This window comes from Streptomyces sp. NPDC001108 (assembly GCF_053598535.1).
On sequence record NZ_JBSFKL010000012.1, the window covers coordinates 90,436 to 111,223 of the forward strand.

Annotated in this window: 23 protein-coding genes; 14 read left to right on the forward strand and 9 right to left on the reverse strand. The window is 72.6% G+C overall.

The genetic code is table 11. The features are described from left to right. Positions 1 to 61 precede the first annotated feature (61 nt). Positions 62 to 838 (reverse strand): class I SAM-dependent methyltransferase, encoded by a 777-nt coding sequence (locus ACWC97_RS24925; RefSeq protein WP_352279004.1) that lies wholly within the window; start codon positions 836 to 838, stop codon positions 62 to 64. Positions 839 to 1,101: 263 nt separating this feature from the next. Here ACWC97_RS24925 and mshA point away from each other — a divergent pair, with 263 nt between their 5' ends. The 4 genes from mshA (at position 1,102) to ACWC97_RS24945 (ending at position 4,414) form a co-directional block, all read left to right on the forward strand. Further along, positions 1,102 to 2,439 (forward strand): D-inositol-3-phosphate glycosyltransferase, encoded by a 1,338-nt coding sequence (gene mshA / locus ACWC97_RS24930; RefSeq protein ID WP_352279005.1) that lies wholly within the window; start codon positions 1,102 to 1,104, stop codon positions 2,437 to 2,439. Next, positions 2,432 to 2,974: a YbjN domain-containing protein gene (locus ACWC97_RS24935; RefSeq protein ID WP_450651639.1), complete on the forward strand. Its 543-nt coding sequence runs from the start codon at positions 2,432 to 2,434 to the stop codon at positions 2,972 to 2,974. Before mshA ends, ACWC97_RS24935 begins: the two co-directional genes overlap by 8 nt. 165 nt (positions 2,975 to 3,139) lie before the next feature. Then, a complete protein-coding gene (locus ACWC97_RS24940) occupies positions 3,140 to 3,934 on the forward strand; it encodes a hypothetical protein (RefSeq protein ID WP_450651641.1) in 795 nt (264 codons plus the stop codon). Positions 3,935 to 4,072: 138 nt separating this feature from the next. Beyond that, a complete protein-coding gene (locus ACWC97_RS24945; RefSeq protein WP_450651643.1) occupies positions 4,073 to 4,414 on the forward strand; it encodes an SCO0607 family lipoprotein in 342 nt (113 codons plus the stop codon). 101 nt (positions 4,415 to 4,515) lie between these two features. On the opposite strand, the gene ACWC97_RS24950 is transcribed toward ACWC97_RS24945, so the two are convergent. From ACWC97_RS24950 to ACWC97_RS24970, 5 genes are all read right to left on the reverse strand, one after another. Continuing rightward, the gene (locus ACWC97_RS24950; protein ID WP_352279011.1) at positions 4,516 to 4,758 is read right to left on the reverse strand and encodes a hypothetical protein; all 243 of its coding nucleotides are present in this window, start codon (positions 4,756 to 4,758) and stop codon (positions 4,516 to 4,518) included. Next, positions 4,755 to 5,003: a hypothetical protein gene (locus ACWC97_RS24955; protein ID WP_266416166.1), complete on the reverse strand. Its 249-nt coding sequence runs from the start codon at positions 5,001 to 5,003 to the stop codon at positions 4,755 to 4,757. Before ACWC97_RS24955 ends, ACWC97_RS24950 begins: the two co-directional genes overlap by 4 nt. Positions 5,004 to 5,233: 230 nt before the next feature. After that, on the reverse strand, positions 5,234 to 5,422 hold the full coding sequence (locus ACWC97_RS24960) for a hypothetical protein (RefSeq protein ID WP_352279013.1): 189 nt from the start codon (positions 5,420 to 5,422) through the stop codon (positions 5,234 to 5,236). A gap of 184 nt (positions 5,423 to 5,606) precedes the next feature. After that, positions 5,607 to 6,059 (reverse strand): NUDIX domain-containing protein, encoded by a 453-nt coding sequence (locus ACWC97_RS24965; protein ID WP_352279015.1) that lies wholly within the window; start codon positions 6,057 to 6,059, stop codon positions 5,607 to 5,609. A gap of 99 nt (positions 6,060 to 6,158) precedes the next feature. Further along, positions 6,159 to 6,917 (reverse strand): phosphoglyceromutase, encoded by a 759-nt coding sequence (locus tag ACWC97_RS24970; RefSeq protein ID WP_352279017.1) that lies wholly within the window; start codon positions 6,915 to 6,917, stop codon positions 6,159 to 6,161. A gap of 234 nt (positions 6,918 to 7,151) precedes the next feature. Between ACWC97_RS24970 and ACWC97_RS24975 the strand changes: the two genes are divergently transcribed. After that, positions 7,152 to 8,468, forward strand: a complete 1,317-nt coding sequence (locus ACWC97_RS24975; RefSeq protein WP_352279019.1) for an MDR family MFS transporter — start codon at positions 7,152 to 7,154, stop codon at positions 8,466 to 8,468. Positions 8,469 to 8,627: 159 nt separating this feature from the next. Here ACWC97_RS24975 and ACWC97_RS24980 read toward each other — a convergent pair whose 3' ends face one another. After that, on the reverse strand, positions 8,628 to 8,777 hold the full coding sequence (locus ACWC97_RS24980) for a hypothetical protein (RefSeq protein WP_352279020.1): 150 nt from the start codon (positions 8,775 to 8,777) through the stop codon (positions 8,628 to 8,630). Positions 8,778 to 9,015: 238 nt separating this feature from the next. Further along, entirely contained in the window at positions 9,016 to 9,693 is a 678-nt protein-coding gene (phoU, locus tag ACWC97_RS24985; protein ID WP_352279022.1) for a phosphate signaling complex protein PhoU, read from the reverse strand. Positions 9,694 to 9,891: 198 nt separating this feature from the next. Here phoU and ACWC97_RS24990 point away from each other — a divergent pair, with 198 nt between their 5' ends. Both ACWC97_RS24990 and ACWC97_RS24995 read left to right on the forward strand, forming a co-directional pair. Further along, complete coding sequence (locus ACWC97_RS24990) at positions 9,892 to 11,166, forward strand: sensor histidine kinase (RefSeq protein ID WP_352279024.1); 1,275 nt, start codon at positions 9,892 to 9,894, stop codon at positions 11,164 to 11,166. Next, on the forward strand, positions 11,163 to 11,843 hold the full coding sequence (locus ACWC97_RS24995; RefSeq protein ID WP_072487966.1) for a response regulator transcription factor: 681 nt from the start codon (positions 11,163 to 11,165) through the stop codon (positions 11,841 to 11,843). Before ACWC97_RS24990 ends, ACWC97_RS24995 begins: the two co-directional genes overlap by 4 nt. Positions 11,844 to 11,961: 118 nt before the next feature. Here the strand turns inward: ACWC97_RS24995 and ACWC97_RS25000 are convergent, their stop codons facing one another. Further along, positions 11,962 to 12,609, reverse strand: a complete 648-nt coding sequence (locus tag ACWC97_RS25000; RefSeq protein WP_352279025.1) for a copper chaperone PCu(A)C — start codon at positions 12,607 to 12,609, stop codon at positions 11,962 to 11,964. A 652-nt stretch (positions 12,610 to 13,261) separates the two neighbouring features. Here ACWC97_RS25000 and ACWC97_RS25005 point away from each other — a divergent pair. The 7 genes from ACWC97_RS25005 to ACWC97_RS25035 all read left to right on the forward strand — a co-directional run bounded on the left by ACWC97_RS25005 (position 13,262) and on the right by ACWC97_RS25035 (position 20,765). Continuing rightward, complete coding sequence (locus ACWC97_RS25005; RefSeq protein ID WP_006380568.1) at positions 13,262 to 13,744, forward strand: CarD family transcriptional regulator; 483 nt, start codon at positions 13,262 to 13,264, stop codon at positions 13,742 to 13,744. A gap of 489 nt (positions 13,745 to 14,233) precedes the next feature. After that, positions 14,234 to 14,980 carry a 2-C-methyl-D-erythritol 4-phosphate cytidylyltransferase gene (gene ispD, locus ACWC97_RS25010; protein WP_352279027.1) on the forward strand — a complete coding sequence of 249 codons (747 nt, stop codon included), beginning with the start codon at positions 14,234 to 14,236 and terminating at the stop codon, positions 14,978 to 14,980. Then, a complete protein-coding gene (ispF, locus tag ACWC97_RS25015; protein ID WP_450651647.1) occupies positions 14,970 to 15,509 on the forward strand; it encodes a 2-C-methyl-D-erythritol 2,4-cyclodiphosphate synthase in 540 nt (179 codons plus the stop codon). Before ispD ends, ispF begins: the two co-directional genes overlap by 11 nt. A 119-nt stretch (positions 15,510 to 15,628) precedes the next feature. After that, positions 15,629 to 16,225, forward strand: a complete 597-nt coding sequence (locus ACWC97_RS25020) for a GNAT family N-acetyltransferase (protein ID WP_352279030.1) — start codon at positions 15,629 to 15,631, stop codon at positions 16,223 to 16,225. A 46-nt stretch (positions 16,226 to 16,271) separates the two neighbouring features. Next, positions 16,272 to 17,804 (forward strand): ABC transporter substrate-binding protein, encoded by a 1,533-nt coding sequence (locus tag ACWC97_RS25025; protein WP_450651649.1) that lies wholly within the window; start codon positions 16,272 to 16,274, stop codon positions 17,802 to 17,804. Positions 17,805 to 17,808: 4 nt separating this feature from the next. After that, a complete protein-coding gene (locus tag ACWC97_RS25030; protein ID WP_450651651.1) occupies positions 17,809 to 19,524 on the forward strand; it encodes an ABC transporter permease subunit in 1,716 nt (571 codons plus the stop codon). Further along, complete coding sequence (locus tag ACWC97_RS25035; protein ID WP_450651653.1) at positions 19,521 to 20,765, forward strand: MDR family MFS transporter; 1,245 nt, start codon at positions 19,521 to 19,523, stop codon at positions 20,763 to 20,765. The genes ACWC97_RS25030 and ACWC97_RS25035 overlap by 4 nt, the downstream gene beginning before the upstream one ends. Positions 20,766 to 20,788 lie beyond the last annotated feature (23 nt).

The window sequence follows — 20,788 nt, forward strand, 5'->3', positions numbered from 1 at the left end:
CAGGTGCCGCGGGCCGACAGGCGTTACGAGTCGGCCGGCGCCGCAGGCGGGCCGACAGGCGTTACGGGTTGGGCCGGAGGGCAGCCCACTCCACGGTCACCTCGCCCTGCCGCCACCGCCGTACCCCGTCGGCCAGCGGCCAGTCGCCCGACAGCGAGCGCACCGCCGTGATCCAGCGCTGCCGCGCACCCAGGGAGGCGTACGGGGCCGCCGCAGCCCACGCCCGGTCGAAGTCCCGCAGGAAGGCGTGGACCGGTTCGCCGGGCACATTGCGGTGGATCAGCGCCTTGGGGAGGCGTTCCGCCAGGTCGGAGGGGCGGTCCAGGGAAGCGAGCCGGGCCGCGAACGTCACGGTGCGCGGCCCCTCCGGGCCGAGCGCCACCCACACGTGCCGCCGCCCGATCTCGTCGCAGGTGCCCTCCACCAGCAGCCCGCCCGGTGCCAGACGGGCGCACAGCCGCCGCCAGACCGCGGCCACCTCGCCCTCCTCGTACTGGCGCAACACGTTCGCCGCGCGGATGAGGTCGGGGCGCTCGGGGAGCGGGATCTCGAAGCCGCCGTGCAGAAAGGTCAGGCCCTCGCACTCGTACGGCTTCGCGGCCGCGACCCGCTCCGGATCGATCTCGATCCCGGCCACGGCGGTGCGCGGCTCGGCGGTGCGGAGCCGGTGCAGCAGTTCGACGGCGGTCCACGGGGCGGCGCCGTAGCCGAGGTCGACGGCGACGGGGTGGTCGGCGCGGCGCAGGGCCGGGCCGTGGGTGGCGGCGATCCAGCGGTCCATGCGGCGGAGCCGGTTCGGGTTGGTGGTCCCGCGGGTCGCGGTGCCGATGGGGCGCATGACACCGAGCGTAACGATCCTGCGGGGCGCGCCGAGGAGACGGGGGCTCGGGCGGGAGGGCCGAGGAGGGAGGTCGGGGGAGGGCGGTCCGGGGAAGGCGCGGATGGCGCGTCGGTTACGCGCCGGCCGCGCGCCCGAAGTGCGCCTGCTGCACCGTAATGATTTGGTAAAGCGGAAATGAAAGAGGGCGTTCCGATGTTCCAGCCCCTGGCGGGGCTCGGGTCCCTCCGCAGTCATGCCCTGGATGAGGAGGACCGGACGACGTGAGTCAGTACGTCTCCCGGCGCGGCGGTGGCCGCGCGGCGCCGCGCCTCAGGTTCCCCGGCGGCCACCGCAGGCCCCGCCGCATCGCGATGCTCTCCGTGCACACCTCACCGCTCCATCAGCCGGGCACCGGCGACGCGGGCGGGATGAACGTCTACATCGTCGAGCTGGCCAGACGGCTCGCCGCGATCGGCGTCGAGGTCGAGATCTTCACCCGGTCCACGACCGGCGGGCTGCCCCCGGAGGTCGAGCTGGCCCCCGGCGTCCTGGTCCGCCATGTCGACGCGGGGCCGTACGAGGGCCTGGCCAAGGAGGAGCTGCCCGCCCAGCTCTGCGCCTTCACGCACGGCGTGATGCAGGCGTGGGCCGGCCAGCGCCCCGGGTACTACGACCTGGTCCACTCCCACTACTGGCTCTCCGGCCACGTCGGCTGGCTCGCCGCCCAGCGCTGGGGCGTCCCGCTCGTCCACGCCATGCACACCATGGCGAAGGTCAAGAACGCCGCGCTGGCCGAGGGCGACACCCCCGAGCCGCCCGCCCGGGTGATCGGCGAGACCCAGATCGTGGACGCGGCGGACCGGCTGATCGCCAACACCGCGGAGGAGGCCGACGAGCTCGTCCGCTTCTACGACGCCGATCCCGCGTCCGTCGCCGTCGTCCACCCCGGCGTCAATCTCGACCGCTTCCGCCCCGCCGACGGCCGGGCCGCCGCGCGGGCCCGGCTCGGGCTGCCGCAGGACGCCCTGATCCCGCTCTTCGCGGGCCGGATCCAGCCGCTGAAGGCGCCCGACGTGCTGCTGCGGGCGGTGGCGGTGCTGCTGGACCGGGAGCCCGCGCTGCGCGGCCGGCTGGTCGTGCCGATCGTCGGCGGCCCGAGCGGCAGCGGGCTCGCCAAGCCGGAGGGGCTGCAGAAGCTGGCGGCGCTGCTGGGCATCGCCGACGTCGTACGGTTCCAGCCGCCGGTCGGGCAGGAGCAGCTCGCCGACTGGTTCCGGGCCGCGTCCGTGCTGGTCATGCCCTCGCACAGCGAGTCCTTCGGCCTGGTCGCCATCGAGGCGCAGGCGGCGGGCACCCCGGTCGTCGCGGCGGCCGTGGGCGGTCTCCCGGTGGCCGTGCGGGACGGGGTGAGCGGCTTCCTGATACCCGGGCACGACCCGGCGGCGTACGCGCGCGAGCTGGCCCGGTTCGCCTCGCCGGAGCTGGTCACCCGGATGGGCGCGGCGGCTGCCGCGCACGCCCGGGGCTTCGGCTGGGACACCGCCGCCGCCGCGACCGCCGAGGTGTACACGGCCGCGATGCAGGGCCACCGCCGTCGCGTACGCTCGCACCATGGCTGACGTACCCGAGGACTTGACCGGCGGAGCCGTGACGACGGAGCGGGCCGTGCGGGTCGTCGAAGCGACCCTGGAGGACGCCGGGCTCGAATGGGAGAGCCCCGCGCCCGGCGACTACGTCGTCAAGCTGCCCGGCACGCGCAAGCTGTCCACCACCTGTTCGCTCCGCGTCGGCACGCACTCGCTCTCCCTCAACGCCTTCGTCGTCCGCCACCCCGACGAGAACGACGCGGCCGTCCACCGCTGGCTGCTGGAGCGCAACCTCCGTCTCTTCGGCGTGAGTTACGCGATCGACCAGCTCGGCGACATCTACCTCGTCGGCAGGCTGCCGCTCTCCGTGGTCACCCCGCAGGAGCTGGACCGGCTGCTCGGCGTGGTCCTCGAAGCGGCCGACGGGTCCTTCAACACCCTGCTGGAGCTGGGGTTCGCGAGCGCCATCCGCAAGGAGTACGCCTGGCGCGTCTCGCGCGGCGAGTCCACCCGGAACCTGGACGCGTTCGACCGGCTGACCCGGCAGCCGGACGGTGCGGCCGACTGAGTTCCCGGCGGCCGTGCCCCACCGCGCGCGGCCGCCTTCACAGGATGATCACGGGGACGTCACGATCGCCCCCTGCGCCCGATTTGACGGGTCATCAGGTCATTTTCCGCTTCTAGAGTGATCAAGATCGAACACTCGACCCATAGAGACGGATCAGACCAGACCATGCGCTCCATCGCCATACGTCGTACCGCTGTTGCCGCCACCGCGGCGTCCCTGGCTCTGCTCGTCACCGCGTGCGGCGGTTCGGACTCCGCGTCCGACCCGGACGCCGGGGACAAGGGCGCCAAGGGCAAGGAGTCCGCGGCGGCCGCGCCCGCCGCGAAGGCGCTGAGCGCCGCCGAGCTGGAGAAGGTCGCGCTGGCCCAGGGCGACGTCAAGGACCACGAGATCAGCAAGACCGCGGCCAAGGACACCCTTCCGGTCGACCAGATCAAGGTCGAGAAGGAGGCCTGCACCCCGCTGGTCCACGCGCTGATGGGCTCGCAGGTCGGTGAGCCGGCGGCGTTCACCAAGCGCACGGTCGTCAGCAAGCCGAAGAAGGCCGACCTGAAGAACCAGGACGACGCGGACGTCGAGAAGGCGTTCAAGGCCGCCTTCGACATCACGACCACGCAGCTCGCCCTCGGCTCGTACGACGGCAAGGGCGCGCAGGAGTCGGTCGCCTCGATGCGCACCGCCGCCACCGAGTGCGCGGGTGGCTTCGAGTACACCGCGGCCGGCGAGAAGCAGAAGGTCGCCGGGATCACCGAGGAGAAGGTCAAGGGCGGCGAGGAGGCCGCCGCCTGGACCATCGAGGTGCAGCAGGACGGCGAGAAGACCCGGATGAAGCTGGTGGTGGTGCGTCAGGGCGCCACGTTCGCCTCGTTCTCCTCGATGAACCTGGCGGCGGCCGGCGAGGGCGGGGACTTCGAACTGCCGGCCGCGGTGGTCGAGGCCCAGGCCGCGAAGCTCGCCTGACCCTGGTGTGCGACGGGGCGCCACGTACGTACGGACGGACAAGTACGTGGCGCCCCGGGGTGTGAGTACTCGTACTCACGATCGACGGTTTCTGCGCCGGGCAGGCTGGGGGCACCAGCGAGCAGAAGGAGCAGGACCATGTACGGGACCAGTCGGAACGGCCGGACGGACTCCACGCGCGACGGGCGGGGCCGGAACAGGGCGGCGGTGGCCCTCGCCCTCGCGGCGGCGGCGGTGGCGGCGCTCGCCACGGGCTGCTCGATGCAGGACGCGACCTGCGGCGGCGGGGAGTACCCGGTCATGACGGTCGGGGGCACCGGATCGGCCTGCCAGCCCAACGGCGAGGACCCGCCGAAGGGATACGTCCGCTACCCGGAGGGCAAGGTGCCGAAGCACGTGGACGACAAGTGGGACATCTACTGGCGGACCCACACCGTGGACAAGAAGGGCGACATCATCGAGGTCCCGGCCGGCTCGTAGCCCCGGAGCGCGAACCGGGCGGCTCGTAGCCTCGGGACGCGAACCGGGCGGCTCGTAGCCCCGGCAGGCGATTCCCGGTGCGTGATCCGGGCGCGGGCGGTTCAGGGCAGCGGGACGAGCCGCACGACGGTGACGGTCAGCACCGATCCGGAGACGTAATAGAGCACGATCGCCCCCGCGACCGTCGCCTCGCGGCGGTCGCGTTCGCTCTTCACCGCCGACGAGCCGTGCCCGTACGGGTCGAGGCCGAGCGTGCGGGCCATTTCGGCCCGGAAGGTCTCGCCGTCGCGCATCTTGGCCAGCGAGTCGTCGGCGGGCGGCGCGTAGGAGATGCGGAAGCTCAAGCGACGCTCCGCCTCTCGGCCTCGTCCTGCGCCAGCCGGTCCAGAATCCGCTCGGCCTCGGGGTCGGGCACGGCCTCCAGCATCCAGTGCCGCATCACCGCCTGGATCTCGTGGACCCCCGCCTCGTTGATGGCGCGGTCGAACTCCTCGCGTCTCTCCTCCGGCAGCGTGGCCCGGATGGCCGGAATGCTGTTGGGCACGTCGACCTCGGCACCACCGACGAAGGTCTTCAGGGGCTCGCCCATGATTGCTCCCCGCTCTCGTCGCTCTCCCCGTACGCCCCGGAAACGCCCCCGGGACGCCACCCGGCCGCGTTCCGGACGGCAACCTTCCGAACACGTGCCAGCAGTGTGACGAAGACCTTAGCGCCGCCGCCGACGCCCTACGCACGGACCGCCGGAAACGGGTACGAACACCTTCGGCAATCCGTGACATAACGTGCGTACGACGGAAGTTGGCGCGACCTGAGGCTACGTCACAACCATGCGTCGGCGTACGAAACGCCGAGCCCGAAGAGCAGTCCGCCCACGAGCAGGGCGGCGACAGCCAGGATCAATACGCCCATCACTCCCGCGATCGCGGACAAGCCGACCCGCGTCGCCGTCCTGGCCCGCGCCACGGCCTCCTCGTAGTCACTGTCGTCGTCCCACTCCCGGCCGTTCACGACGCCTCCCGGACCGGAAGCCCAGAAGCGCACCCCGCACCCGTGCGCACCGCGGGACGGTACGAGAAGAGCCCTCTCCGGGCCGGAAAGGCGGGTTCTGGTGGTCGTTGCAGCACGGCGGTGGTGGTGTGGCGCAGCCATGCCATCAGCTGAGGTCCGGCAGGCACCGCCCAAGTCGGGTCCGTCAACGGGCCTGTGTGAGAGCCGACTCGGCCCGGTCCAGCATGCCCAGGGCGTCGACCGTCGGGGGAGACACGGTGCCGGGCCCCAGGTCGGTGAGCGGGACCCACATGGCCGCCTCGGTGGAGCCGTCGACCTCGGTGACCGTCGGCTCCCCGTCCTTGAGGGAGACGGCGTAGAAGAGGGCCGTCAGGCTCCAGTCCACGCCATTCCGCCGGGCCGGGTACGTCCGTGCGTCGAGCAGGTGGGCCTTCGTCAGTTCGAGGCCCGTCTCCTCCAGCAGTTCGCGCGCCAGCGTCTCGGCCGGCTGCTCACCCGGGTCGATCCCTCCGCCGGGCAGATGCCACAGCCCCGGTGCGAAGACCGGTGACGCCTCCGACAGCCGGGCCACCAGCATGCGGTCGTCCCGCACGGCTATCGCGTACGCGGAAACGCGCGTCCTGACCTCGGCCTCCATCGTTCCCCTCCCCTGACGGACCTGGCAGCCCGTCGAGCGCACGAATACGCCTCCCGCCCGTACCGTACGCACAGGGGGGAGGCGTGATCGCGGAATGCGTTACTTCTTGCCCTGGTTCTTCACGGCCTCGATGGCGGCCTTCGCCGCGTCCGGGTCGAGGTAGGTGCCGCCCGGCTTCAGGGGGCGGAAGTCGGCGTCCAGCTCGTAGGCGAGCGGGATGCCGGTCGGGATGTTCAGGCCCGCGATGTCGGCGTCGGAGATGCCGTCGAGGTGCTTGACCAGGGCGCGGAGGCTGTTGCCGTGGGCGGCGACCAGGACCGTGCGGCCGGCGAGGAGGTCCGGGACGATGCCGTCGTACCAGTACGGCAGCATGCGGACGACGACGTCCTTGAGGCACTCGGTGCGCGGGCGCAGCTCCGGCGGGATCGTCGCGTAGCGCGGGTCGTCGCTCTGCGAGAACTCGGTGCCGTCCTCCAGGGCGGGCGGCGGGGTGTCGTACGAGCGGCGCCAGAGCATGAACTGCTCCTCGCCGAACTCGGCCAGCGTCTGGGCCTTGTCCTTGCCCTGGAGGGCGCCGTAGTGGCGCTCGTTCAGCCGCCAGGAGCGGTGGACGGGGATCCAGTGGCGGTCCGCGGACTCCAGCGCGAGCTGCGCGGTGCGGATGGCGCGCTTCTGGAGGGAGGTGTGCAGCACGTCGGGGAGCAGACCGGCGTCCTTCAGCAGCTCACCGCCGCGGACCGCCTCCTTCTCGCCCTTCTCGGTGAGGTTGACGTCCACCCAGCCGGTGAACAGGTTCTTCGCGTTCCATTCGCTCTCGCCGTGGCGGAGGAGGATCAGCTTGTACGGTGCGTCGGCCATGGGGCCGAGCGTAATCGAACCCGTACGAACCCCGCGCGGGCGGTCATAGGGCGGACAGGGCGGACACCTCCGGACGGGGCCGGGGCCGGGCCGGTCGAGCGGTCGATTGACGGCGGGCGTCAAACGACTGGCGGACCGGAATTCCGGATTCGTAATGTGTGGACAACGGCCGGGCCGCTTACCCAGCGGCTTCCGTTCCGTATCCACGTCATCTACGTCCCCGGGGGATTCCGCATGTCCGTCGCCGGTCTCAGACGGGCCGCCCGCGCATCCGTGTCCGGTCTGCCCAGCCAGTTCTGGTGGCTGTGGACCAGCACACTGGTCAACCGCCTCGGTGCCTTCGTCGCCACGTTCATGGCGCTCTACCTGACCCTGGACCGGGGGTACTCGGCCTCGTACGCCGGGCTGGTCGCCGCGTTGCACGGGCTCGGCGGGGTCGTCTCCTCGCTCGGGGCCGGGGTGATGACCGACCGGCTCGGGCGCCGCCCCACGATGCTGATCGCGCAGACGTCGACGGCCCTGTCGGTGGCGGTGCTCGGCTTCATGGTCCACCCGGTGGCGATCGCGGGCGTCGCCTTCGTCGTCGGCATGGCGAGCAACGCCTCGCGGCCGGCCGTGCAGGCGATGATGGCCGACATCGTCCGGCCCGAGGACCGGGTCCGGGCCTTCTCGCTGAATTACTGGGCCATCAACCTCGGCTTCGCGGTCTCCTCGGCCGGCGCCGGGTTCGTCGCCGAGTACAGCTATCTCGCCGGGTTCCTCGGCGAGGCCGTGATGACGCTGGCCTGCGCCGTCGTCGTCTTCCTGAAGGTGCCAGAGACCCGGCCGGAGAAGGCCGCGGCGGTCGGCCCGGCAGGCGGGGGCGGTGTGGTGGAGGAGGAGGTCCGGCTCTCCACCGTGTTGCGCGACGGCCGGTTCATGAGCGTGGTCGGCCTCTCCTTCGTCATCGCCCTGATCTTCCAGCAGGGGTACGTGGGGCTGCCGGTGGCCATGGGGTCGGACGGGTTCTCCAGCTCCGACTTCGGCACCGCCGTCGCCGTCAACGGGGTGCTGATCGTGGTGCTCCAGATCCCCGTCACGCGCTTCATCGAGCACCGCGATCCGCGCCGGCTGCTGGTCGTCTCGTCATTGCTGGCGGGGTACGGGTTCGGGCTGACCGCGTTCGCCGGTTCGGTCGGGGCCTACGCGCTGACCATCTGCGTCTGGACGGTCGCCGAGATCGTCAACTCGCCGATCCAGAGCAGCCTGGTCGTCCGGTTGTCGCCCGCCCGGGGCCGGGGCCGCTACCAGGGCATGTACACGATGTCGTGGGCCGTGGCGGCGCTGATCGCCCCGCTGATGTCGGGCGTGGTGATCGACCGGTTCGGCCCGAAGTGGCTGTGGGGGACGTGCGCCGTGCTGGGGACGGTGGCCGCGCTGGGGTACGGGCTGCTGATGCGGAACCTTCCGGCGTCGGACGCGGTGGCGGCGGCCGGGGGCCGGCCGGGCCCGGTCGCGGAAGAGGGCAGCGTCGACGCCGGTGCCGGTGCCCCCGCCGAGCGGACGGCCTGAGCACCCGCACCCGGAACGGGACGGGGCGCCGGACCGGAACACCAGGACGGAGCACCACGCCCTCAGCACCCCGGCCCGACACGGAAACACGGCACCGGAACACGGCGGCGCCCCGCGCGAAAGCTTCGCGCGGGGCGCGCCCGGTGGCACGACGGACGGTCAGCCGCAGCAGCCACCGCACTGGCACGGGGCGCCCGACTGGCAGCCGCAGCCGCAGCCGGAGCCGCAGCCACAGGCGCCGAGCAGGGGCAGGCGGACCGCCTCGGCGGGCACGTCCTGCTGGGGGTCGGTGACGGGGGAATCGGCCATGGATCCTCCTCAAGGCGTACGACAGGGCCGTACGCCATGACGACGCGCGTACGGCCGGGGCGTACGGGCAAGGCGCGCAGCCCCACCCCATTGGATGCCCGCACCGGCGGGCGCATCAACGGCGCATTCGCGCAGGACCGCCCATGCGCCCCGCGCACGCTCTCTTACGCGCCCCCAGTACTGTCCCGCACGCCCCGGTACCGTCCCGGCCGTCCCGTACGCCCCCGGGGTACCCGTGTCAGGCGCCCTCCACCGCCGCCTGCTGCTGGATCTCGTCCGCGTGCTCGCCCGTCACCAGGTACACCACCCGCTTCGCCACCGACACCGCGTGGTCCGCGAAGCGCTCGTAGTAGCGGCCGAGCAGCGTCACGTCCACGGCGGTCTCGATGCCGTGCTTCCAGCGGTCGTCCATCAGGTGCTGGAAGAGCGTGCGGTGCAGCAGGTCCATCTCGTCGTCGTCCTGCTCCAGCTGGAGGGCCAGGTCGACGTCCTTGGTGATGATGACCTCGGCGGCCTTGGCCATCAGGCGCTGCGCCAGCTGGCCCATCTCCAGGATGGTGGCGTGCAGGTCGTGCGGGACCGCCGACGCCGGGAAGCGCAGCCGGGCCAGCTTGGCGACGTGCTGGGCGAGGTCGCCCGAGCGCTCCAGGTCGGCGCTCATCCGCAGGGAGGTGACCACTATGCGCAGGTCCGTCGCGACGGGCTGCTGACGGGCGAGCAGGGCGATGGCCCGCGCCTCCAGGTCGTGCTGAAGGTCGTCGACCTTCTGGTCGGCGGCGATCACGCTCTCCGCGAGCTTGAGATCGGCGTCGAGCATGGAGGTTGTCGCCCGGCCGATCGCCGACCCGACGAGCCGGGCCATCTCGACCAGCCCTTCGCCGATCGAGTCGAGTTCCTCGTGGTACGCGTCACGCATGGAAGTCCCTCTCCAGTCCTCTTCGTAAGGCCGGGGCCAGCTTCGAACCCCACGCTGCCACCTTGGGGCGCCTACGCGTCGGGCTCCGGCCGCCCAAGTGAACCAGCCCTTGCCCCTCGGTGAACTCTGGGCGACGAGTGTTCGGACAGGCACTCGGATGGCTGGGAGAGTCCTCCGGTACCCGCATAACCTTGACGTATGGACGTGAACGCGGCGGTCGCCGCAGCTGCGGCGATCGGCGGTGCGGGCACCGGTGTGATCGCCATGCTCGCGTTCCGCTGGAGCGAGCGCGACCAGAAGAAGCCGACGCGGACCTCCATGCGGCCCGACAGCAACGCCCCCCTGCCGCCCGGAGTGGACACGGTCCTGTCCGTGCTCAGCTCGTCGGCGGTGGTGCTCGACGAGAGCGACAGCGTGGTCAAGGCCAGCTCCGCCGCCTACGCGCTGGGGCTGGTACGGGGCGGTCGGCTCGCGGTGGAACCGATGCTCAACATGGCCCGGGACACCCGCAGGGACGGCGAGATACGCCAGGTCGAGCTGGACCTGCCCCGGCGCGGGACCGGCCGGGGCGAGGCCCTCGCGGTCTCCGCCCGGGTCGCCCCGCTCGGCTCCCGCCTGGTGCTCCTCCTGGTCGAGGACCTCACCGAGGCCCGCCGGATAGAAGCGGTACGACGCGACTTCGTCGCCAACGTCAGCCATGAGCTGAAGACCCCGGTGGGAGCGCTCTCGCTGCTCTCCGAGGCCGTGATGGACGCCAGCGACGACCCGGAGGCGGTGGAGCGCTTCGCCGGCCGGATGCAGGTCGAGGCGACCCGGCTGACCAACCTCGTACAGGAGATCATCGACCTCTCGCGGGTGCAGAACGACGACCCGCTGGAGGACGCCGAGCCGGTCCGGGTGGACGAGCTGGTGGCCGAGGCCATCGACCGCTGCCGCCAGCAGGCCGGCTCCAAGCAGATCACCATGGCGGCCGGCGGCACCGCGGAGCTCCACATCTGGGGCAACCGCGGACAGCTCGCCGCGGCCCTCGGCAACCTCGTCGAGAACGCCGTCAACTACAGCCCCGCCCGTACCCGGGTGGGCATCGCCGCCCGGCGGGTGTCCGTACCCGGCGGGGACCAGATCGAGATCGCCGTGACCGACCAGGGCATAGGCATCTCGGAGAAGGACCGCGAGCGGGTCTTCGAACGGTTCTACCGCGTCGACCCGGCCCGCTCACGGGCCACCGGTGGCACCGGCCTCGGCCTCGCCATCGTGAAGCACGTGGCCGCCTCGCACGGCGGGGAGGTCACGGTCTGGAGCTCGGAGGGCCAGGGCTCCACCTTCACCCTGCGGCTGCCCGAAGCGGGCTCCGTACGGGAGCGCGACCGCGGTCCGGCCGGGCCGCGCACCGTCAACGACGACGAGGGTCCCGAGGGACCCGCCCACTCCGACACCCTTGAACCAATCCCAGCCCCGGAGGTCCTTCCGTGACCCGAGTGCTCGTCGTCGAGGATGAGGAATCCTTCAGCGACGCCCTGTCCTACATGCTCCGCAAGGAGGGCTTCGAGGTCGCCATCGCGGCCACCGGCCCGGACGGGCTTGACGAGTTCGAGCGCAACGGCGCCGACCTCGTCCTGCTCGACCTGATGCTGCCGGGCCTGCCCGGCACCGAGGTCTGCCGTCAGCTGCGCAGCAGGTCCAACGTGCCGGTGATCATGGTCACGGCGAAGGACAGCGAGATCGACAAGGTCGTCGGCCTGGAAATAGGAGCCGACGACTACGTGACCAAGCCGTTCTCCTCGCGGGAGCTGGTCGCCCGCATCCGCGCGGTGCTCCGCCGCCGCGGCGAGCCGGAGGAGGTCACCCCCGCGGCCCTGGAGGCGGGCCCGGTCCGGATGGACGTGGACCGCCACGTCGTGACGGTCGCCGGCGGCAAGGTCGATCTGCCGCTCAAGGAGTTCGACCTCCTGGAGATGCTGCTGCGCAACGCGGGCCGGGTCCTGACCCGCATGCAGCTGATCGACCGGGTGTGGGGCGCGGACTACGTCGGCGACACCAAGACCCTCGACGTCCACGTCAAGCGGCTGCGCGCCAAGATCGAGCCCGACCCGGGCGCCCCCCGCTTCCTGGTGACGGTGCGGGGCCTGGGCTACAAGTTCGAGCCGTAGGCCGTCACCGGCGTACGGAGGCGCACGGAAACGGCGGAGGGCGCCCCCCCGAAAGGGAGGGCGCCCTCCGCCGTTCACGTATGCGCGCGGGGTCGTGGCCCCGCCGTGCGGCGTACGGTCAGTGCGAGTCGGCCGAGGCGGACGTGGAGTCGCTCGGGGCGTCCGGCACGGCGTCGCCGGACGCGCCCTGGGCGGGCTTGCCGGTGGCGGAGCCGGTCGGCGACGCGGGGGTCTTCGACGGCGGCACGGGCAGGGTGCTCGGGCCGGAATCCTTGAAGTAGCTCTCCGCGGGCACGACGAGGGCGTCGATCGGGACCTCGCCGGTCGAGCTGAAGGTGAAGACGACGCGCTGCACGCCGCCCGCCTTGGCGGCCTCCGAGCCGCCCTCGATCACGGCGGCGGCGTTGTTCGCGCCGCCCAGCGTCACCTGGCCGCCGGCCGGGATCACGATCCGGCTCTCGCCCTTGGCGGGGTGCAGCTGCACCGGGGCGCCCCCGCCCTGGACGGCCACGGACTTCAGGGTCTGCGCCTTGGTGCCGTCGTTGAACAGCGTCGCGGCGATGACGGCCGGGCCCTCGGCGGTGAGCCGGGGCTGGGTGATGACGTTCACGTTCTGGACGCTGATGTCGCCGATGGTGGTGGCGGCATTGTCCGGCTTGACCTGCAGCGTCGCTGCGTCATTGCCCGCGCCGCACGCGGCGAGCGAGGCGATCGAGAACACGATGGCAGTGGCGGCGAGAGCGCCGTGTCGAAGGCTGCGGCTCACGGCGGCGGCAACTCCTTGAACGTTCGGGCGGCGGACGGGGGAGGACGGCCACGTAAAGCCGTCCTAAGGGTGTGTCAGCGGCCTTAGGCTACCGAGCCGCCCCGCCGCCCCCGCACCCGACCCGCCCCAAAGACGGTGTCCCCGGTCTTCCGTTCGGATCACCGAGGGTCGCGCCGCACGGACGAAGAGGTACGGACGGGTGTCCTCCGGGCCGCTCCGAAACGGGCCGACACGCGTCGACACGTGCTGTTCACATATCGCCGGTGATCAATTCATGGAGCGTGGCGCATTCCGAGTGCATAAGCGATCATGCCGCGCCGACAGCCAATTCCATTGATCAACACCACTTACCTCGGCTTACGCTCGGATGGGTGATCGATCTCCGAACGGAGTAGGGAAAGTCCGGCATCCAGAATCCGGCAAAACGGGATGTTCGTCACCTTCGTCGGGTGGTACGGATGTGTGGGACGTGTGTGTTTCACCTTGCCCGCACAACCGCTCCGACCTGCGAATACCGCCCTCCGTAAGCCTTCCGCAGCACGTGCCCGTTGCTGTTGTCAAGCCCCGAGATATGCCCTGACCTGCGAAAACGCCATTCAGGAGAAGCCGTTCTCGTGTTACGATTGATAGCCACGGAAGGGGTACCTGTCACATGACGTTCAAGGTTGGCGACACCGTGGTCTATCCCCATCACGGGGCCGCGCTGATCGAGGCTATCGAAACTCGCCAGATCAAAGGCGTGGACAAGACCTACTTGGTGCTCAAGGTCGCCCAGGGCGACTTGACGGTTCGTGTGCCGGCGGACAATGCGGAGTTCGTGGGTGTGCGCGACGTAGTCGGGCAGGAGGGGCTGGACCGGGTCTTCGAGGTGCTGCGCGCGCCGTACGCCGAAGAGCCGACGAACTGGTCCCGGCGCTACAAGGCAAATCTCGAGAAGCTCGCCTCCGGCGATGTCATCAAGGTCGCCGAAGTGGTCCGCGACCTGTGGCGTCGCGAGCGCGAGCGCGGACTTTCCGCAGGTGAGAAGCGGATGCTCGCCAAGGCCCGCCAGATCCTGGTGAGTGAGCTCGCCCTCGCGGAGAACACCAACGAAGACAAGGCCGAGGCCCTGCTCGACGAGGTCCTCGCATCCTGAGCCGATCGGACCGAGCCCGATCGGGCTGAGTCGATCGGAATGAACCGGCCGTACTGAACCGGAACCGGTCGGGGCGCGTTGTTCGAAGCCGAGTCGGCATCGTCGACGCGATTGACCGTGCCGGTGGCGATCGGTCGGTGTCCCCATCAATGTGCCGCAGTGCCCGCTGACAGCCGTATGCACGGTATGTCGCCGGGCACTGCGGCATGTCTATGACATGGCTATTTCCAGACTGCGAGTGTCTTGATTTCAATGCAGCCTGGCTGAAATGTATCTGGACTCACCGATGCGTTGGCTTCATCGGTGAGAGCCCCGATACCTTGCTCGCGATCTTGTGCGGTCGACCCCGAGCCGCCGGGGCGGCTGGTCCGAATCGGCCGGGCGTCACGGAAAGGGTCCGGCCGAGTCGGGACTGGGCGCCCGGCTCGTTTCTGGCCATACCCATGTCGGCCGTGGAAACAAACATGCCGAAGCTTCGGAGTGCAACCGATGTCTGATCAATCGCGTCCGTCCCGCACCGCCGCCGTGATTCCCGCGGCCGGCCGCGGGGTGCGGCTCGGTCCGGGCGCCCCCAAGGCGCTCCGCGCGCTGGGCGGTACGCCCATGCTCATCCACGCGGTCCGGGCCATGGCGGCCTCCCGCGCCGTCTCCCTGGTCGTCGTCGTGGCGCCGCCGGAGGGCGCCCCCGAGGTCAAGAACCTCCTCGACGAGCACGCCCTGCCCGAGCGCACCGACTACCTGGTCGTGCCCGGCGGCGCCACCCGGCAGGAGTCGGTGCGGCTCGGCATCGAAGCGTTGCCCGAGGACGTCTCCGTCGTCCTGGTCCACGACGCCGCCCGCCCGCTGGTGCCGGTCGACACGGTCGACGCGGTGGTCGAGGCGGTGCGGGGCGGGGCGCCCGCCGTCGTACCGGCGCTGCCGCTGGCCGACACCGTCAAGGAGGTCGAGCCAGGGGCGCCGGGGGAGCCGGAGCCGGTGCTCGGCACGCCGGTACGGGCCAGGCTGCGCGCGGTGCAGACCCCGCAGGGCTTCGACCGGGACACGCTCGTCCGCGCGCACGAGACCGTCGCGCTCAGCGGCGAGGGTGCGACGGACGACGCGGGCATGGTGGAGCGGACCGGGGCGCCCGTCGTGGTCGTCCCCGGGCACGAAGAGGCGTTCAAGGTGACCCGGCCGCTCGATCTGGTGCTGGCCGAGGCGGTACTCGCACGCAGGAGGGCGAACGATGGCTTCTGAGAGGTCGACGGATTCCGAGGAAACGGTTTCCCCCTTGGGGCGGACCGGGCCGGTGATCCCGCTGGTGGGGATCGGCAGCGACATCCACGCCTTCGAGGAGGGGCGCGAGCTGTGGTGCGCGGGGCTGCGCTGGGACGGCGAGGGGCCCGGTCTCGCCGGGCACTCGGACGCCGACGTCGTGGCCCATGCCGCGTGCAACGCGCTGTTCTCGGCCGCCGGGCTCGGTGACCTCGGGCAGCACTTCGGGACCGGCCGCCCCGAGTGGTCCGGCGCGGCCGGGGTGACCCTGCTCACCGAGGCGGCCCGGATCGTGCGGGCCGAGGGCTTCGAGATCGGCAACGTGGCCGTCCAGGTCGTCGGCGTACGGCCGAAGATCGGCAAGCGGCGCGAGGAGGCGCAGCGGGTGCTCTCGGCCGCCGTGGGCGCGCCCGTCTCGCTCTCCGCCGCCACCTCGGACGGGCTGGGCTTCACCGGTCGGGGCGAGGGGCTCGCGGGCATCGCGACCGCGTTGGTCTACCGCACCGCCTGACCGGTGGCGCGGCCCTGACCTGGCGGTACGCCGGACCGCGCCTCTTGTTGCACATCGCTTGCACGTACGCTGGTACGGCAAGCGATGTGTCGTAGAGGCAGGAGAACGGTGAGCCGCCGATGAGCACCATGACCCAGGCGCCGGCGGCGCCCGAGGCCGACGGATACGTCCTGCGCACCGCCACCCCGGCCGATCTCGGCGGGGCGCGGGCCGTGATGCTGGACACCGTCTACCGCGATCTGAAGTCCGGCTACGTGCCGCGCTGGCACGCCGACATCATCGACCCCGAGGCCGCCTATCTCCGGCCGGAGCGGTGCACCCTGCTGGTCGTCGAGCACGGCGGGGAGATCGTCGCCACCGGTGCGGTGCGCGACCGGGGCCCGCAGGCGCCGCCCAATCCGCAGTGGGTCGCGGACCGCTTCCCGTCCGGCACCACCGCCCAGCTCTGCCGGATCTACGTCGCCCCCGGCCACCGCAGGCACGGGCTGGCCCGGCGGCTGGTGCGCGAGCTGTGCGACTTCGCCGCGCGGGCGGGCGGGTACGAGGCGATCTACCTGCACACCGATCCGGCGGTGCCCGGCGCGGAGCCGTTCTGGCGTTCGCTGGCCGAGGAGGTCTGCGACGAGCGCGTGTTCCCGGGCGGCGGGCAGGGCATCGTCCACTTCGAACTGCCGATGCCGGTGACGGCTCCGGTGTCCGCCGCCCCGGTCCGGTAACGCCGCCATCTTTTAAATGACAATCATTTTCTATAAGGTCGCTTTCATGTCCCTGCCCCGAAGCCGTCGCCCCGCGCTGCCCGCGGCGCTCCTCGCCGCCGCCCTCCTCGTCCCGCTGGCCACCGCCTGTTCGTCCTCGAACGGATCCGACGGTTCCGGCAGCTCGGGCGGCGGTGCGCAACGGCTCCGGGTCGTCATGGCCTTCCCGCCCGCCCAGGCCATGTCCCCCTACGGCGACGACGCGGTCACCCTCAGCCGGCTCGCCGTGATCGAGGGCCTCACCGCACTGGACGCCGACGGCGCGCCCAAGCCCGCCCTCGCCACCTCCTGGAAGCGCGAGAACGACCGCACCTGGACCTTCACCCTGCGCGAGGCCCGCTTCCAGGACGGCACGAAGCTGGACGCGGCCGCCGTCGCCCGCTCGCTGCGCGCCGCCGAGAAGGCGTCCCCCAAGCCGCGCGTCCTCAGCGACACCCGCCTCACCGTCGCCACCCCGGACACGAAAACCGTACGGATCACCACCGCGGCCCCCGACCCGCTGCTGCCCCAGCGCCTGGCCAACCCCTCCCTCACGATCCTCTCCGGCGCCGCGTACACCGGCGGCAAGGTGGACCCCGCCGGGCACGCCACCGGCCCCTTCACCCTCACCAAGGTCAACGGCGCCGTCAGCGCCACCCTCGGCCGCAACGACGGCTACTGGGGCGGCAAGGCCAAGGCACCCGGAGTCGACGTGAAGTTCGTCGCCGACGGCACCGCCCGCGCCAACGCCCTGCGCACCGGGGCCGCCGACGTCGCCGAGTACGTACCGCTCTCCCAGGCGCCCCTCCTCGGCGACGGGCTGGTCCACGAATTCCCCTCCGCCCGCACCAACGGCCTCTCCCTCAACACCCGGCGCGGGGTCTTCGCCGACCCGGCGATGCGCGCCGCCGCCCGCGAGGCGATCGACTCCGCCGCCCTGGTCAAGGGCGTCTACGAGGGCCGCGCCGACACCGCCAAGGGCCTCCTCGGCCCCGGCGTCCCCTGGGCCGCCGCCGACCGGACCGCCCCCACCCACCGGGCGAAGGCCGCGAGCAAGGAACAGGTCGCGAAGACGGGGGAGATCGTCCTCGCCACGTACACCAACCGGCCCGAACTGCCCGAGGTCGCCACCGTCGTCCAGCAGCAGCTCACCGCTCGCGGCTTCACCGTCAAGCAGGTCGTCCGGGACTACGCCCAGCTGGAGGCCGACGCGCTGGGCGGGAAGTTCGACGCGTTCATCCAGGCCCGCAACACCCTCCTGGACACCGCCGACCCGGTCTCCTACCTCGCTTCCGACTTCACCTGCGACGGCAGCTTCAACATCTCCCAGCTCTGCGACAAGCGCGTCGACGCCGCCGTGGACAAGGCCGGAGCCCTCGCCGACACCGCCGCCCGCCACCGCGCCGAGATGGCCGCCGAGGCCGGTGTCCTCGGCACCGACGCCCTCGTCCCGCTGCTCCACGAACGCTTCGTCCAGGGCTACGACGAGAGCCGCGTCCACGGCGTCTCGCTCGACCCGATGGAACGGACCCTGATCACCGCCGACACCCGCGTCGGGTGACCGGGTGAAGCACCTGGCGGGGCGGCTGGGCACCCTCCTCGCGGTCGTCGCCGTCATCGGGCTGCTGCCCCGGCTGACCCGGACCGACCCGGCGCTCACGATCCTGCACGCCCGGTACGCCGACCGGCCGCCCACCCCCGAGACCCTCGACGCGATCCGCGCCGAGACCGGACTCGACGGCGGCCCGCTCACCGTCCTCGGCCGCTGGCTGGCCGGGCTGCTCCACGGCGACCTCGGCACCTCCTGGGTCTCCGGGCAGCCGGTCGCCCCCGACGTCCGGTCCGCGCTCGGCGTCTCGCTCACCCTGATGGGCCTCTCGCTCGCCGTCGCCCTGGCGCTGGCCGCCGCCCTCTGCGTGGGCACCCTGCGGCGCGGGGCGCGGCGGCGGATCGTCACCGCGCGGGCCGGGGCGCTCGCCGCCGTCCTCGCCGCGCTGCCGGAGTTCCTGCTCGCCGCCGTGCTGGCCGCCGTCGTCGCCGTACGGCTCGGCTGGCTGCCCGCGCTCGGCTGGGGGAGCCCCGCCCAGGCGGTGCTGCCCGCGCTCGCCATGGGCGTACCGGCGGGCGCGCTGCTCGGCCGGCTGCTCGACGACGCGCTGCCCGCCGCCTTCGCCGAACCGTGGGCGCGGGCGGCCGCCGCGGGCGGACTGCCCGGCCGCCGCGTCGCCCGGCACGCCCTGCGCCGCATTTTGCCCGGACTGCTGCCCCAGCTCGGCCTGGTCGTCGTCGGACTCACCGGCGGCGCCGTCGCCGTCGAGACCCTGTACGCCGTGCCCGGCCTCGGCGGTACGGCGCTGGCCGCGGCCCTCGCCCAGGACCTGCCGGTCCTCCAGTCCTGCGTACTGGTCCTGCTGCTCCTCGGCGTCCTCGCCGGCGCCGTCACCCGGCTCGCCGCCCGCACCCTGCTCGGCCCCGCCCTGCGCGACGGGGCGCTCCCCGCGCTGGTCCCCCCGGTGCTGCCCGCCCGGCGGCTGCTCACCGCCGGGGCCGTCCTGCTCGCCGCGCTCCTCGTCGCGGTCACCGTCGCCGGGCTGCTGCGCGACCCGCTGCACGTCGACGCCGCCGCCCGGCTCGCCGCCCCGTCCGCCGCCCACCCCCTGGGTACCGACCAGCTCGGCCGCGACGTGCTGGCCCGCCTCGGCCACGGCGCCGCCCGCACCGTCCTCACCGCGCTCGCCGTCTCCGCCGCGACCCTGCTGGCCGGGCTGGCCCTCGGCGCGGTGCGGGCCGGCGCGCTCACCGAGAGCGCCAACGCCCTGCCCGCGATCCTCTCCGGCCTGGTCGTCGCGGGCATCGCGGGCCCCGGCCCGTGGGGCGCCGCCCTCGCCGTGGCGGCCGTCGCCTGGGCCCCGCTCGCCGCCCACACCACCGCCCTGTACACCCAGGAGAAGGCGGCCCCGCACATCGCGGCGGCCCGCGCGGCGGGCGCCGGCCCCTGGCACGTGGCCCGGCGCCACCTGCTGCCCGCCGTGCTGCCCCCGGTCCTGCGCCACGCCGTGCTGCGCGTACCGGCCATCGCCCTGGCGCTGGCCTCGCTCGGCTTCCTCGGCCTGGGCGCGCAGCCCCCGGCGCCGGAGTGGGGCCGGATGCTCGCGGAGAACCTGCCGTACGCCGAACGCGCCCCCTGGCCCGTACTGGCCCCGGCCGCCGCCCTGGCCGTCCTCGGCGCCCTGACCGTCCTCACCGCGACGGCGGTCCGCGGCCGGACGAAGGCGCCATGACGGCCCCCGGAACGGAGGCGGTCGGGACCCCCGTACGGACCACCACCCCCTACCTCCGCCTCCTCACCACCACCCAGTTCGCCTTCAACATCGGCTTCTACGCCGTACTGCCCTACCTCGCCGGACACCTCGGCACCGGTCTCGGCATGGCCGGCTGGCTCGTCGGCCTCGTCCTCGGCCTGCGCACCTTCAGCCAGCAGGGCCTCTTCGTCGTCGGCGGCGCCCTCACCGACCGGTACGGGCCCCGGCCCGTCGTCCTCGCCGGCTGCGCCCTGCGGATCGCCGGATTCGGCTGGCTGGCCGTCGCCGGATCGACCGCGACGGTCATCGCCGCGGTGGTCCTGATCGGCTTCGCCGCCGCGCTGTTCTCGCCCGCCGTCGAGTCCGAGACCGCCCGCGAGGCCGTCCGCCACGAACGGGCCACCGGCACCCCGCGCGCCCAGGTCCTCGCCGTCTTCTCCGCCGCCGGACAGGCCGGGGCCTTCGTCGGACCGCTGCTCGGCTCCCTGCTCCTGCTCCTCGACGACGGCTTCCGGGCCACCTGCCTCACGGGCGCGCTGGTCTTCGTCGCGGTCCTCGCCGGACACGCCCGGCTGATGCCCCGCCGCGCCCCCGTCACCCGTACGGCCCACCCCCGGCACTCCGTGCGCGAGGTGTTCGGCAACCGCCCCTTCCTGGTGCTCTGCCTCGCGTACAGCGGCTACCTGATCGCGTACAACCAGCTCTATCTCGCGCTGCCCGCCGAGGTGGAGGAGGCCACCGGGACGCAGTCCGCGCTCGGCTGGCTGTTCGCGCTCTCCTCGCTGCTGGTCGTCTGCGCCCAACTGCCGCTCACCCGCTTCGCCGCCCGCCGGACCGCCCCGCGCACCGCGCTCGTCACGGGGCTGCTCGTCGTGGCCGCCGGGTTCGCCGCCGTTCCGCTCGCCCCCGCCGGGCCCGGCGGGCTGCTGCCCGGTGCCGTCCTCGTCGTCCTGCTCACCCTCGGCCAGATGGTGCTGGTCCCGGCCGCGCGCGGGCTCGTACCGGACCTGGTCGACGACCGGCGGCTCGGGCTGGCCACCGGGGCGCTCTCGTCCGTCTCCGGGATCGCCGTGCTCCTCGGCAGCGCCGCCACCGGGGCGCTGCTCCAGGCGCCCGGCCCCCTCCGCTGGGCGGTCCTCGCCGCCGTACCGCTGACCGGTGCCGTGCTGGCGTCCACCCTTCCGGTGAATGGCCGGGAAAAGGGGAATCGGAGCGGTTGAGCCGGGGTTTGCGGTACCAGAGC